Consider the following 13,993-nt stretch of genomic DNA (forward strand, 5'->3'; position numbering starts at 1 on the left):
GCAGCCGAGGCTTTACGTCGGCATAGTATCTTTCGGTAGTTCCAGGCCCAGCGTCAGATTACGTCTTTGATCCCGCTGCATCGACAGCAGCCAAGGCCGTCAGGTTCAAAAGCCCGCGCACGCTGACGGATTGAGACGCGATGTGGACAGGCTGTGAGGCACCGATCAGAATCGGTCCCACAGACACCCCTTCTCCCATTTCACGCAGAAGGTTCAATGCGATATGCGCCGCATCCGCATTGGGCATCACCAGTAGGTTGGCGGAACCCGTCAATGGCGAATGCGCGTAGGCACGCTTGCGTTGTATGGGGTCCAGCGCCGCTCCGACGTGCATCTCGCCATCGACTTCGAATTCGACCTTGCGGGCGTGCAACAATTCGAGTGCCTGGCGCATCTTTGCCGACGACAGGCTTGGGCGATCACCGAAATTTGCATGGCTTACGAGCGCTACACGTGGCGTCACGCCCATCTTGCGTGCTGCTTCGGCCGACAGCGTCGCGATATCCGCAACGTCCTCCGCGGTCGGGTCGAGGTTCGCGTATGCATCGGCAATGAAAATCGTGCCTTTCGGCATCACCAGAGCATTCAGCGTGGAAAGCGCCCGCACGCCTTCCTTGCGACCGATGATGCGTTCAACCGTGTCGAGTTGGTGACCGAACCGGCCCCCGGTTCCGCAAATGACCGCATCCACCTTGCCATGAGCGAGAAGCAAGTTGGCCAAAACGGTTCGGTCATTCCTGACCCAGCGATCCGCTTCGACAGGGCTTATCCCATTCCTTCCAATCCGCTTGTGCAGATCTTCCGACAAGGCAGTGCGATCCATTTTGTGCGGGTCCACGACCTCAATATCCTCGCCCACTGCCAGGGCGAGCCCGAGGTCCTTTATTTTGGCCTCGATCCGCTCGACCGATCCGATGAGGACGGGTTTGGCGATGCCCTGTCGAATGGCCTGATCTGCGCAATGCAAAACCCGTTCTTCGACGCCTTCGGCAAAGGCAACCCGCACAGGGTTGCGCATGGCGAGATCAAACACCGGCTTCATCAGAAGACCTGACCGGAAGACGTGTTGCCGCAGCTGCTCTCGATAGGCCCCCAGATCTTCAATTGGCCGCGTCGCCACACCACTCTTTTCGGCAGCTTCCGCAACCAGTGGTGCGATCTCCATGATCAGGCGTGGATCGAATGGCTTGGGGATAATGTAATCCGGTCCGAATTTCAGCCTGTCGATGCCGTAGGCTGCGAGGACCGTGTGCGGTGCTGCCTTGCGGGTCATTTCAGCGATGCCGAGTGCACAGGCCCGCTTCATCTCTTCGTTGATCTCGGTCGCGCCACAGTCAAGCGCGCCGCGGAAGATGAAGGGAAAACACAGGACGTTGTTCACCTGGTTCGGGTAATCGCTGCGCCCTGTCGCAATGATGGCGTCGTCGCGCACTTCCCGCACCATTTCCGGGCGGACCTCCGGCTCCGGGTTGGCCATGGCGAAGATGATCGGATTGTCCCGCATGCTGGCGACCATTTCTTTGCTGACCGCACCTGCAACTGACAAGCCAAGGAAGATATCGCTGCCAACCATGGCCTCTGCCAGCGAACGCGCGCTGGTCTTCGCGGCATAGGCTCCCTTGTACTGATCGAGATTGTCGCGATCTATGTGGATTGGCCCCTTGCTATCGCAGACAATGATATTGTCCTTCGATGCCCCGAAGCTGACCAACAGGTCAAGGCAGGCAAGCGATGCGGCACCTGCCCCATTTGCCACGATCCGCACGTCTTCGATCTTCTTGTCGACAAGGATCAGGGCGTTCAGGATGCCTGCTGCTGTAACGATGGCCGTGCCGTGCTGATCGTCATGGAAGACAGGGATGCCCATGCGTTCCTTGAGGGCCTTCTCTATGACAAAGCATTCGGGCGCCTTGATATCCTCAAGGTTGATGCCTCCAAAACTCGGCTCCAAACGCGCGACGGCTTCGATGAAATGGGTCGGGTCCGTTTCATCGACCTCAAGGTCAACGCAGTCGAGACCTGAGAACTTCTTGAAAAGCGCTGCCTTGCCCTCCATCACCGGTTTCGACGCCAAGGCGCCGATATTCCCCAGGCCAAGCACCGCCGTACCGTTCGAGATCACCGCAACGGTATGCGAACGACCGGTGTACAAAGCCGCAGTGCTCGGGTCTGCAGCGATCTCTTCACACGGAAAGGCAACACCGGGACTGTAAGCCAGTGCCAGATCGTGCTGGGTGGTCATGGGCTTCGTCGGCAGGGTCTGCATCTTTCCGGCAGGTCCCCGAGAGTGGTAATTCAGCGCTTCTGTTTTCAGCTCAGTTGTCATGGTTTTTCCTCGTCCCGGCGGTTTGGCAGGACGTCCGTTCGTCTCTCCATAACCAGCCGTCATATGATGAATGTGCAAATTCTCAGGTGTTTGTGCCGCCCGAAATTATCGCCGCGGACGTGCCCAGAAAGTGAACGGCGATCCCAATCACCACGCCCCAGAACGCCGAACCGATCCCGAACAGGGTCACGCCGGATGCCGTGAACAGGAACGTGAGCAGCCCGGCCTGAGCATCGTCGGACGCCAGCATCGCACCGGTGAATTTCAGGATAGGTTGTAAGAGCGCGAGACCAGCCAGCAGGGCAATAAGGGCAGTCGGCAAAAGCACCAGGACTTCAACGATGGTCCCGGCGAAAACGCCGCCAAGGCAGAAGAAAACGCCACAGGCGATGCCGGCGACATAACGGCGGTCGGGGTCTTCATGGCTATCTGATCCCGCACAGAAGGCTGCGGTGATCGAGGCTAGAGCGGTTGTGATTCCGCCCAAGAGCGCGGCGAGGACAGAGACGAGACCGCCAACAATGAGGATCGGATTTGCCGAAACCTGAAAGCCATTGGCCCTTAGGATCGCCATCCCCGGAAGGTATTGTCCGCTCAGTGTTGTGATGATCAAAGGCAATGCCAGGCTCAGCATGGCTCCCGTTGAAAAGGCCGGTCCGCTGACTTCGAGGGACGGAAAAGCCACACCCACGGTTCCAACCGATGCATCGTAGAAGACGGCGCTGATCAACAGTGCCGAGGCCAGCAGGAAAAGCATGGAATAACGGGGAAAGACCATCGCACAGACGGCGAAGACGACGATCAGCAGCGCAATTGCAGCAGGATCGGTTGCCAATCCTCCGGCGGCCTTCAGGCCGAACCCGAAAAGGATGCCAGCCATCATTCCATTGGTCACCGAAGGCGGCAAGAGTTGTACAAGGCGTTCGAATACGCCGGAGATGCCGATGAGGACCAGAACCGCTGCCACAGCGACGTAGGCACCGACCATCTCGGCGGGTGACAAGGATGTCCCAAGAGAAATCAGAAGGACCGTGCCAGGGGCCGACCATGCCATTGCGACCGGAACGCGGAACCAGAGGCTGAGCCCAATGCTCGACAGGCCAGCTGCCACGGAAATTGCAAAGACCCAGGACGAGAACCCCTCCTTCGAGATCCCCATCGCTTCAGCAGCGCTCAGATAGATCAGGAGAGGACCTGCATAGGATACAAGGACAGCCAGAAAACCGGCGCCGATTGCGGAGCCGGAGATGTCACTCAGGCGCAGCCCTTGATATCCTGCCGCGTCAGACAATCGTTGCCTCGGTCGCCTTTATGATATCGTCGCGGGAGACACCATCGGCGCACTCGACGATGTGCAGACCCTTGTGGGTCACGTCCAGCACACCAAGATTCGTAATGATGCGATCCACCACGCCCTTGCCGGTCAACGGCAGGGTGCATTCCTTCAGAACCTTGCTGTCACCGTGCTTGTTTGTGTGATCCATGACGACAACGACACGGCCGACACCCGCGACGAGGTCCATCGCACCGCCCATACCCTTCACGAGCTTTCCCGGGATCATCCAGTTTGCGAGGTCACCCTTCTCGGATACTTCCATAGCCCCCAGGACAGCCGCCGCGATTTTTCCGCCACGGATCATTCCGAAGGACGTGGCGCTGTCGAAATAACTCGTGCGCGCAAGCTCCGTGATCGTCTGCTTGCCCGCATTGATCAGGTCGGGGTCCTCTTCGCCCTCATAGGGGAACGGGCCCATGCCGAGCATACCGTTTTCGGACTGCAAGGTGATGTCCTTGTCGCCCACATAGTTGGCAACAAGCGTCGGGATGCCAATCCCGAGGTTCACATACATGCCGTCTTCGAGTTCCTCTGCGGCACGTGCCGCCATCTGATTGCGATCCCAGGGCATTATGCTTCCTCCCGCTTGCGCACGGTGCGCTGTTCGATGCGTTTCTCGTGCTGACCCTGGATCAGACGGTGCACGTAGATCCCCGGCAGATGGATATGATCCGGATCGATGGAGCCGCGCGGCACGATCTCCTCGACCTCGGCCACGCAGACCTTGCCGCACATGGCGGCGGGCGGATTGAAGTTGCGCGCGGTCTTCCGGAAAATCAGGTTGCCGGTGTCATCGGCTTTCCACGCTTTGACGATCGACAGGTCGGCAAAGATGCCCTCTTCGAGGATGTACTCTTTGCCATTGAACTCTTTGACTTCCTTGCCTTCGGCAATCTGGGTGCCGACGCCGGTCTGGGTGTAAAATCCGGGGATGCCTGCCCCGCCAGCGCGCATGCGCTCGGCCAGCGTGCCTTGCGGGTTGAATTCCAGCTCCAGTTCTCCGCTCAGATATTGGCGCATGAATTCTGCGTTCTCGCCGACGTAAGACGACATCATCTTCTTGATCTGGCGGGTGGCCAAGAGCTTCCCGAGACCGAAGTCATCGACGCCCGCATTGTTCGATGCGACGGTCAGGTCTTTCACGCCGCTTGCCACAATGGCGTCGATCAGAAGTTCCGGAATGCCACAGAGGCCAAAGCCCCCGGCAGCGACCAACATCCCGTCATGCAGGAGGCCATCCAGAGCCTCGGCGGCTGTTTTGTATACCTTGTTCATGCTGCGCGTCCTTTCGAGGCACCCTCGGACAAGCGCAGTCCAAGAATGCTGCGCGCCTCTTGCCACGTTGCCACCGGGCGATCGTTTTTCTCACAGATCTCAACAGCCCGGCGCACCAACGCCGCGTTGCTGGGAGCGAGCGTGTCGCGATCCAGTCGAACATTGTCTTCCAGACCGGTGCGGGCATGACCGCCCGCGGCGATGGCCCATTCGTTCAGTTTGAGCTGATTGGCACCAATGCCCGCGGCGCACCATGGGGCGTCTTCACCGAACAGGCGGCGCACGGTGTGAATGTAATAGTCGAACACGTCCCGATCGACGGGCATCGCGTTTTTCACGCCCATCACGAATTGGATGTACGGCGTGCCCACAAGCTGACCTTTGTCGGCCATGTCCTTGGCTTTCAGGATATGGCTCAGGTCGAAGGCTTCGATCTCCGGTTTGACGTCAAAGGTCAGCATTTCGCTCGCCAGCCAGTCCACCAGATCAGGTGGATTTTCGTAAACACGTGTCGGGAAATTGTTCGATCCGACGGACAGCGAGGCCATGTCGGGCGAAAGCGGCAACATCCCGCCGCGTGTCTGCCCCGCGCCTGACCGCCCACCGGTCGAGAACTGGATAATCATGCCGGGGCAGTGTTTCTCGATCCCCTCTTTCAGCGCGGCGAACTTCTCCGGATCGGAAGACGGGGTTTCGTCATCATTGCGCACATGGGCGTGCACGATGGTGGCCCCGGCCTCAAAGGCCTGCTGGGTCGATTCCACCTGTTCAGCAACTGTGATCGGAACGGCGGGGTTGTTGGCTTTTGTGGGCAGACTGCCCGTGATCGCCACACAGATTATGCAGGGAGTGGTCATCGGTGTAATTATCCGTTGGACGCGGCCGGACGGGTGCCAGCATGTCCGGCCGCAGGTTTCAGAAAGGAAAGGTCAAACAGTGCCGACCACTTGCGCGACGCCTCGATGGCCTTGCGCTCGTCGTCGGTGAAGAACATCCAGGCCGCGTCGGCTTTTTCATGTTTCTTGCATCCAGGGCATGGGTTTTTCGCGTTCTTGCACATGGCTCCTCCTCCTGCGCAGGGGTTATCGTCAGGCAGCTTTCGCCGCCGGGCTTGGCATCTTTTCCAGTGCGTCCACGAAGAATGGACGAAAGCCTTCGGGGTGTTCGCTCATCGGGAAGTGACCGAGCTCGTCCATGACCGCCAGCGTGGCGCCCGGGATGGCCTTGGCCGTGCGTTCGGCGTCTTCGGGCGTGCACGTCAGGTCATAAGCCCCGACGATGATGTGCACCGGCGTTGCCCGCGTATCGATAGTCGGCAGGCGCGGGATCAGGCTGTCGTCGCGGGTGTAAAAGCTCAGATCGCCGCGGAAAACGCCCGGACCGCTCTGCATGAACATCCAAAGCGTGTTCCAGCGTTCGGAATTAGGCGCATAGGGCGAGATATTGGCCGACACGAGCGCCGCGCCCATTTCACCGCCATGGGCATCGGGACGGTGGAACCAATCGATATCGTACCATGCGGGCTGGAAATCCGATGCCTCGATCGCGATGAAGCCGCTGAATTTTTCCGGGTGAAGCGCTGCGATTTGCAGCGCAATCCGCCCGCCCATCGAGCAGCCAGCAAGGACCGGGCGATCAAGACCCAGCGCGCCTGCGACGGCCAGAACGGTTTCGATGTAGGCTTCGGTCGTCAGCAAATATTCCTGGGTCTCGAACCCTTCGGGCGGCAGCGATTTGCCGTGCCACGGCATGTCGAAGGCGATCAGGCGGTTCGATGCAGTGATCTCGGCGTCATTCATCAGATGACGCCACTGGCGGGTATCTGCGCCTGCGGTGTGCAGGCAGATGATCGGACGCCCCTGCCCGGCCTCTTCGAAATAGATACGGCGTGGCGCGCCGCCCACGGTGACGGTGACATAGCGACCGGTGATCGGCTCGATGCTCATGCTGCCAACTCCTCTTTTACGCGAGCGAGAGTCAGCACTTCCTTGAAGAAGCGCAGGTTTTTGACGAGGCTCAGAATGTCGCCGTCGATCCGACCGCGACCGATCTTCACCAGTCCAAAGATGTCATGGAAGCCGGGCTCCGGCCGCGCTTCCCAGAACTTGTTCAGCGCTTCGGCATCCGTACGCAGAGCAAAGCGCCAAGGCGTCTTGCGGCTTGGGCCTTCGACGACCGAGACGATGCGCCCCTTCTCGAAGGACAGGTAGAATTCATCACCACCCACTTCGATGAGCACGGTTTCGGAAAACAGCCGACCGAGGCGCAGCAAGTGCGGCGTTGCCTCAAGGCGCGTTTGTATTTGCTTGAAGGTATCGATCACCTTGGCCTCCCATGCGTTCATAAGCTGGGGAATAGCTGCCACGATCGCGGGCCTCTGGGCCATGCCAGCGAGGGTATGGGTCAATACTCTGCCTTGCGACCTTTGGAGAAACGCCATGTTCGCAAGGGTCGGGGCGCCGTCGGTATCACCCGATACCGCTGCAGGCATTGGGTAAGAGTGGGGATTCGGCGAAGTCTGTGTTGCGACGAGAGGCAGTCACGCAACTCGTAACCGGATACACAGATTGCCAGGAGGAGGAACTACCCATGGGCATCGTCAACCAAGACAACATCACCGACGTCGTGATCGCGAGCCTCGGCAAGCACGGAGACATCACCGACCGCCAGCGCGAACTCGCGACTGGCCTGGTCAAGCACCTGCACGCTTTCATCAAGGACGTGAAACTGCAGCACGACGAATTCCTGTTCGTCTGCGACTACCTGGCCCGCGCCGGCAAGCTCTGCAACGACAACCGTCAGGAATTCATTTTGCTGGGCGACATCCTTGGTGTCGAGGTTCTGGTCGACATGATGACCAACCCGGTCGAAGGTAACGAAAGCGAGTCCACCGTCCTGGGCCCGTTCTACCGCGAGAACCCGCCGGTTCTACCCAAGGGTGGTTCGACCATCCAGAAGCACTATGACGACGAAGAAACCGCCTATTTCGAAGGCTACATCAAGGATGAAAACGGCAACGGCATCGCCGGTGTGACGCTCGACGTCTGGGAAGACGCGCCGAACGGCATCTACGAAAACCTCGACCCCGATCAGCCCGAATACAACCTGCGTGGCCGCTTCGAGACCGACGAAAACGGTCACTACGCCTTTGTCGCCGTGCGCCCCGTCCCCTACCCGATCCCGGACGATGAAACCGCCGGTGAGCTGCTGCGCTTCATGGGCCACCACCCGAACCGCCCGGGCCACATGCACTTCATCATCTCGAAGGATGGCTACCGTCCGCTGATCAGCCAAATCTACGACGCCGACAGCGCATGGCTCGAAGAAGACAGCGTCTTTGCGGTCAAGGAAAGCCTGATCGGCAAGTTCAAACCGGCTGCCGCCGACCTGGGCACCGACCTGCACTTCGAGTTCGATTTCGTCCTCAAGACGGCCGCCAACGAAAAGGCGATCGCCGCCGAGTAATCCCCGATACCTCCCTGAAGACTGGCCCCCGCAAGACGGGGGCCTTTTTTCGTTTTGAGGTATGGCATATCGTAAGTTCTTGGGAGGACGGCGAAAATGAATTTCAAACAGCTGACCTATTTTATTGCAGTGGCCGAGGAGCTGCATTTCGGGCGCGCCGCAGAACGCCTCGATATGGCGCAACCCCCGCTCAGCCGTCAGATCAAGCAGCTCGAGGAAGATCTCGGCGCGATCCTGTTCAACAGGGGTCGAAGCGCGATCACCCTGACACAGGCAGGTGAGCGGTTGCTGAAGCGTGGTAAGACTATCCTCGCAGAGCTTGAAGACACGCAACTCGAAGTGCGTCGGTTGGGACAAGGGGCGGAGGGACGGCTCAGGATTGGGTTCGTCGGCTCTGCCACATTCGGAATTCTGCCGAACATCATCAGATCGTACCGGGCGAATTACCCGGACGTAAACCTAAGCCTGATCCCGATGAACAACGCCGAACTGCACCGGTCCTTGGTGTCACGGGAACTCGACGTAGTATTTGCCCGGCCAACCCTGAAGGACCCTGAATTCCTGTCAAAGCACCTGGTCGAAGAAAAGCTGATCCTCGCCCTGCCCGATATAGTCGATACGGGCACCCGGACGGTTGCCAAGCTCGAACGACTCATGACCCACCATTTGATCCTTTATCCCGAACGCCCAAGGCCCAGCTATGCCGATATGGTCCTCAAAGCTGTTGAGGATGCGGGATTCGAGGTGCCCCTGCGCATCTGGTGCATGGATCTGCAAACCGCCTTAAGCCTTGTCGCGGTCGGTGAGGGCGTGTGCATCGTCCCGGAATCCGTCGCGAATGCGCCGCGCAAGGGTATGAAGTTTCTCAATATCGAACCCGAGATCGCGCGAACCGAGCTCTCGGTCAATTACCGCCTCGATGAACAGGGTGTTCACGTCAAGAATTTCGTCAGCATCGCGCAGAAAGTGGCGCGAAAAAGCCCTGTCAGAAAGTGAAGCACCTGCAGGGCGCGATGGCCCTGCAGGCAGATCTTATACGCCCAGCCAGGTGTGCTGCGCGTCTTCGTCGGTCTTGATCGCCTCGGCATCTCCCGTCCAGACGATCTGCCCCTTGCTGACGACAACCACGTCATCGGCCAGTGAGGTGGCGAAACCGAAGTTCTGTTCGACGATGATCATCGACAAGCCCGCCGCTTTCAGCTCTTGCAGCTTGTCGTGAATAAGCTTGACGATGATGGGAGCAAGGCCCTCGGTCGGTTCATCAAGGATGAGCAGCTTTGGGTTCATTAGAAGTCCGCGCGCGATGGCCAGCATCTGCTGCTCGCCACCCGAAAGCTGCGTGCCGCCGTTGTCCATGCGCTCTCCCAGTCGCGGAAACAGGTCCAGTACCCGCTCCATCGTCCATTCAGGGTTCGAGCCGCCAAACCGCTTGGCGGCAATCTCAAGGTTCTCGCGCACGCTGAGCGACGGAAAGATATCGCGTGTCTCTGGCACATAAGCGATCCCGCTCTTGGCGATGTCGAAGGGTTGCCCAGCGATCGGCTTGCCACCCCACAGGATTTCGCCGGACTTCAGCGGCAAAAGACCCATGATCGTCTTGAGTGTCGTGGACTTGCCGGCACCGTTGCGCCCGAGGATGGCCAAAACTCGGCCCTTCTGCGCCTGAAGCGACAGGCCGTACAAGACCTGCGTTTCGCCGTACCCGGATTCGATTGCGTTCAGTTCAAGCATCTTCCCAGCTCCCCAGATAGATTTCCTTGAGCAGGCTCGACCCGCGCGCCTCTTCAGGCAGACCATCAAAGACCACTTCGCCGTAGTTCAGCACCGTGATCGTGTCGGCCACGTCAAAGGCAAGGTCCATGTCATGCTCGATGATCAGCATGGTCAGGTCGCGCGGCAGGCCCGCCAGCAGGTCGTGAAACCCTTTGGACATTTCCGGCCCGACGCCGCTGGTCGGTTCGTCCATCAGCAGCACCAGCGGCCGCGTGGCCAGCGCCACACCGACTTCAAGCTGGCGACGCACACCATAGCTGATCTCGGACACTTTCGCGTGGATGAAGGGCATCAAGTTCACTTGGCTTGCCACCTCCTCGACGATTTCACGGACTTCGGGTTTTGCCAGGCTGTCCGACCAAAGCTGTGTCGCATTGCCGGTGTGAACTGCAGCCGCAAGCCCAAGGTTTTCCTCGACCGTCAGACCATCGAACAACGTGTTCTTCTGATAGCTCCGCGAAAGCCCGCGACGGGCGCGTTTGGCAACGGGAAGTGCTGTGACATCTTCACCGGCGAGATGCACCGATCCGCTGTCTGGGGTCAGCTCGCCGACAAGCTGGTTGAACAGCGTTGTCTTGCCCGCCCCGTTCGGCCCCAGGATCACCCGGCGCTCGCCACGTTCCAGCTTTAGCGACACGTCGCGCGTGACGTGAACGGCGCCAAAGCTTTTGTCCAGATTACGTGTCTCAAGCATCGGTCAACGCCTCCTCGGGCTCCTGTTTGCGAGTTGCATCAGCAAGACGGCGGTCGAATACGCCGCCCCAGCGGGCCTCGATCCAGCCGAAGATGCCGTTGGCGCGGCTCATCACGACGGCGATCAGGATGACACCGACAACAAGGTGCCAATAGGTCGTGACCGAGCTCAGTTCATGTTTCAGGACCACAAAGGCGGCTGCTCCGATCAGCGGTCCGACAAGCGTTCCAAGACCGCCAAGGATCACCACAACCAGTGCTTCGCCCGAGACGGTCCAGCTGAGCAGACCCGGCGAGATATACATGATGTGTTGTGCGGCCAGCGCTCCGGCGAGGCCTGCGATCATGCCGGATAGTCCGAACACATCGGCCTTTACTCGCCAGACCGTCAGGCCGAGCGCGCGCATCCGCTGTTCATTGTGCATGACGCCGGTGAGCGAGCGACCAAGACCGGATCGCAGGATCAGCACAGAAGCACCATAAACCGCCCCGAGAATGGCCAGACAGAAGAGTGCAAAGCTGCGACTGTCGTTCAGATCGACGCCAAACAAGCTCAAGTCCAGCCGGGATATGCCGCCCAACCCATCGTCGCCGCCAAAGATCGGCGCCTCGAATACGTAGGAATAGGCCATTTGCCCGAAAGCAAGTGTCGCCATGATGAAATAGATACCATGGCTGCGCGAACCGATGGCGCCGATGACCCAGGCAGCCGCACCAGTCAGCGCAATACTACCCGCCATAGCGACGGGCGGCGCGATCCCTGCCTTGGTCGACAGGATTGCGTAGGAATAGGCCCCGACCCCCATCAGCGCGCCGTGGCAAAGCGAGACCATGCCACCGAAGCCCGCAACGATGTCGAGCGCCAGAACCAACATGGCGAGGATCAGGATTTCGGTCAGAATCTCCAGACCGAAATATTCGGCTGTAAAGCCCTGGAAGAGGGCACCGGCTGCGAGCAGGACCAGAGCGGTGTAACGAAGAGTGTTGTGGCGAAACATCGTCTTATCCTTTCGCTGGAAAGAGGCCTTCTGGCTTGATCACAAGGACCGCAGCCAATAGCGCGTAGATGAGAACAGAGGCCAGTTGCGGGGCCAGAACCGCACCGAAAGTCTGCACAAAGCCGTAGATCAGTGATCCCGCGATGGCGCCCTTGAGGGAGCCGAGACCACCGATCACGATCACGATTAACGTCGGGATCAGGATCTGCAGACCCATGTCGGGCGTAACACTGAGAAGCGGTGCCGCGACGGCCCCGGCCAGGCCTGCAAGGGCACAGCCCACACAGAAGACGATGAAAAACAGCCGTTCCACATTGATGCCCAGACAGGCTGCCATGGCATCGTTATCGACACCGGCTCGGATCATCGCGCCAATCTGGGTTCGGCTGAGCACGAAGGCCAGTGCGCCGAAGATGGCGAGACCCAGAACGATGATGAATAACCGGTAGGTCGGATACTCGACGCCAAGGAAGGTCAGACGTCCGTCCAGAAGGCTTGGTACGTCGATGGCGAGAGCCAGATCACCCCAGAAGATGCGTGTTAGATCGAGCAGGACAAAGATCAGCCCGAAGGTGACAAGAACCTGTGCCATGGGCCCCGATTTCCGCATGCGCTTGATGAGGCCGGAATAGAGGAGGATCCCCACCCCGGCGACCGCCACGGGCGCCAGAAAGAACCCCATCCAGTAGCCGCCCACGGCAGCCAGCGAGGCAGCGAAATACGCGCCAAGAGCATAAAGCGAGCCGTGCGCGAGGTTCACGAAGTGCATCAACCCGAAAATGACCGTCAGGCCGATGGAAAGAAGAAACAGAAGCATGGACAATTGCAGGGCGTTAAGCGCCTGAAGCGTCCAGAATCCAAGATCATGTGCCATGAGCTAAGTCCTCCCCGGACGTTATGTCCCGACCGCAGGCGAGCGGCCGGGACAGTTTTGTCAGTTGGAGACGGGTGCCATCTCGCAGCCATTGGTCGCGTCGGCTTCCGCGGGAAGCTGAGCCAGGACCTTCTGCGTCAGCCCACCTTCACCAGAGACGGTTTCGTAGACATAGACGGGCTGAATGATGTTGTTGGTTGCGGGGTCGATGGAGAGCTGACCGCGCGGTCCCTCAAAGCTGACCTGGCGCAGGGCAGTCGCCAAAGATGCACGGTCGTTTGCGCCGGTTTTTGTCGCCTCAATCAACGCGCGAGCAGCATCATAACCTTGAACAGCAAATTCCGATGGAGCGCGGCCGGTTTCCTCGGTGAACGCAGCCACGAAAGCAGCGTTCGCCTCGCTGTCGATGGTCGGCGCGTAGTGAAGCGCCGTAATGACGCCTTCGGCGGCCTCGCCCTGCGCGTTCACGTAAAGCGGCGAGGTCAGGAAGCCCGAGCCATAAAGGGGAAGGTCTGCCTTCAGGCCAAAGCTGTCATATTGCTTGACGAAGGAAATCGCCTCGCCGCCTGCATAGAAAACGTAGACCGCATCAGCACCGCTGGCCTTGGCCTGGGCGAGATAGGGACCGAAGTCTTGCGTCTTTTGGAACGGCGTGAATTCCTGCCCGACGATCTCGCCGCCTGCGGCGGTGAAGGTCTCGGTGAAGGCGTCGATCATCTGGCGACCGGCAGCATAGTCAGGCGCAAGCGTGAACACCTTTTTCACACCCTGCTCGGCCATCCAGGTGCCCATCGGACGGTTGATCTGGCCATTGGAAAACGACATCCGCGTGATGAAAGGCGAGCAGGAGGCACCGGTGGCCTCGTCATTGCCGGCATTGGCCACGATCAGCGGCACACCTGCGCCATGCACCATGTCGCGCACCGCACCCAGAACACCGGAACTGACGATCCCGACCATCACATCGACCTGGTCCTGCAGGATCAGTTTCTTGGCCTTTCCAAGCGCGACAGGCGGCTTTACCTCGGTGTCTTCACGGGCGATCTCGAAGGTGACACCGGCCTCGGAACCGAACTGTTGCAGACCGAGGTTGAATCCGGTCTCGATTTCATTGCCGAGCGACGCGTAGACGCCCGAGAAAGGGAGCAGAAGCCCCACCTTGATGTCTTCTTCGGCAACAGCAGGCACAGCGAAGCTGGTGGCGAGCCCGAGGGCCGCCAGGATAGTGCGTTTCATTTTGGATCTCCTCCAGT

Annotated in this window: 15 protein-coding genes; 2 read left to right on the forward strand and 13 right to left on the reverse strand. The window is 59.5% G+C overall.

The window, feature by feature from the left end; all coding sequences use genetic code 11:
• Window positions 1-58: 58 nt before the first annotated feature.
• From OU789_RS14665 to OU789_RS14700, 8 genes are all read right to left on the reverse strand, one after another.
• The gene (locus OU789_RS14665) at window positions 59-2,326 is read right to left on the reverse strand and encodes an NADP-dependent malic enzyme (RefSeq protein ID WP_274656317.1); all 2,268 of its coding nucleotides are present in this window, start codon (window positions 2,324-2,326) and stop codon (window positions 59-61) included.
• Between the two features lie 82 nt (window positions 2,327-2,408).
• Window positions 2,409-3,617: a benzoate/H(+) symporter BenE family transporter gene (locus OU789_RS14670; protein WP_274656318.1), complete on the reverse strand. Its 1,209-nt coding sequence runs from the start codon at window positions 3,615-3,617 to the stop codon at window positions 2,409-2,411.
• Complete coding sequence (locus OU789_RS14675) at window positions 3,610-4,233, reverse strand: 3-oxoacid CoA-transferase subunit B (RefSeq protein WP_274656319.1); 624 nt, start codon at window positions 4,231-4,233, stop codon at window positions 3,610-3,612. Before OU789_RS14675 ends, OU789_RS14670 begins: the two co-directional genes overlap by 8 nt.
• Complete coding sequence (locus OU789_RS14680; protein WP_234172514.1) at window positions 4,233-4,937, reverse strand: CoA transferase subunit A; 705 nt, start codon at window positions 4,935-4,937, stop codon at window positions 4,233-4,235. The genes OU789_RS14675 and OU789_RS14680 overlap by 1 nt, the downstream gene beginning before the upstream one ends.
• Entirely contained in the window at window positions 4,934-5,794 is an 861-nt protein-coding gene (locus OU789_RS14685) for a 3-keto-5-aminohexanoate cleavage protein (protein WP_274656322.1), read from the reverse strand. The genes OU789_RS14680 and OU789_RS14685 overlap by 4 nt, the downstream gene beginning before the upstream one ends.
• Before the next feature lie 8 nt (window positions 5,795-5,802).
• Window positions 5,803-5,997 carry a hypothetical protein gene (locus tag OU789_RS14690; protein ID WP_274656323.1) on the reverse strand — a complete coding sequence of 65 codons (195 nt, stop codon included), beginning with the start codon at window positions 5,995-5,997 and terminating at the stop codon, window positions 5,803-5,805.
• Between the two features lie 28 nt (window positions 5,998-6,025).
• Complete coding sequence (locus OU789_RS14695; RefSeq protein WP_274656324.1) at window positions 6,026-6,883, reverse strand: alpha/beta fold hydrolase; 858 nt, start codon at window positions 6,881-6,883, stop codon at window positions 6,026-6,028.
• On the reverse strand, window positions 6,880-7,281 hold the full coding sequence (locus OU789_RS14700; protein ID WP_274656553.1) for a hypothetical protein: 402 nt from the start codon (window positions 7,279-7,281) through the stop codon (window positions 6,880-6,882). Before OU789_RS14700 ends, OU789_RS14695 begins: the two co-directional genes overlap by 4 nt.
• Before the next feature lie 245 nt (window positions 7,282-7,526).
• On the opposite strand from OU789_RS14700, the gene OU789_RS14705 reads away from it, so the two are divergent.
• Window positions 7,527-8,402, forward strand: coding sequence for a dioxygenase family protein (locus tag OU789_RS14705; RefSeq protein ID WP_274656326.1), 876 nt, complete (start codon window positions 7,527-7,529; stop codon window positions 8,400-8,402).
• Window positions 8,403-8,498: 96 nt separating this feature from the next.
• Window positions 8,499-9,398 carry a LysR family transcriptional regulator gene (locus tag OU789_RS14710; protein ID WP_274656328.1) on the forward strand — a complete coding sequence of 300 codons (900 nt, stop codon included), beginning with the start codon at window positions 8,499-8,501 and terminating at the stop codon, window positions 9,396-9,398.
• Between the two features lie 36 nt (window positions 9,399-9,434).
• Here OU789_RS14710 and OU789_RS14715 read toward each other — a convergent pair whose 3' ends face one another.
• Genes OU789_RS14715 through OU789_RS14735 form a run of 5 tightly spaced genes read right to left on the reverse strand, consistent with a single transcriptional unit; the run spans window position 9,435 to window position 13,976 of the window.
• On the reverse strand, window positions 9,435-10,133 hold the full coding sequence (locus tag OU789_RS14715) for an ABC transporter ATP-binding protein (RefSeq protein ID WP_274656330.1): 699 nt from the start codon (window positions 10,131-10,133) through the stop codon (window positions 9,435-9,437).
• Complete coding sequence (locus OU789_RS14720; protein WP_274656331.1) at window positions 10,126-10,869, reverse strand: ABC transporter ATP-binding protein; 744 nt, start codon at window positions 10,867-10,869, stop codon at window positions 10,126-10,128. Before OU789_RS14720 ends, OU789_RS14715 begins: the two co-directional genes overlap by 8 nt.
• On the reverse strand, window positions 10,862-11,866 hold the full coding sequence (locus tag OU789_RS14725; RefSeq protein WP_274656332.1) for a branched-chain amino acid ABC transporter permease: 1,005 nt from the start codon (window positions 11,864-11,866) through the stop codon (window positions 10,862-10,864). Before OU789_RS14725 ends, OU789_RS14720 begins: the two co-directional genes overlap by 8 nt.
• Before the next feature lie 4 nt (window positions 11,867-11,870).
• A complete protein-coding gene (locus OU789_RS14730; RefSeq protein ID WP_274656334.1) occupies window positions 11,871-12,740 on the reverse strand; it encodes a branched-chain amino acid ABC transporter permease in 870 nt (289 codons plus the stop codon).
• 60 nt (window positions 12,741-12,800) lie between these two features.
• Window positions 12,801-13,976 carry an ABC transporter substrate-binding protein gene (locus tag OU789_RS14735; RefSeq protein ID WP_274656336.1) on the reverse strand — a complete coding sequence of 392 codons (1,176 nt, stop codon included), beginning with the start codon at window positions 13,974-13,976 and terminating at the stop codon, window positions 12,801-12,803.
• Window positions 13,977-13,993 lie beyond the last annotated feature (17 nt).

Source organism: Halocynthiibacter sp. C4, from assembly GCF_028823805.1.
GTDB lineage: Bacteria > Pseudomonadota > Alphaproteobacteria > Rhodobacterales > Rhodobacteraceae > Falsihalocynthiibacter > Falsihalocynthiibacter halioticoli.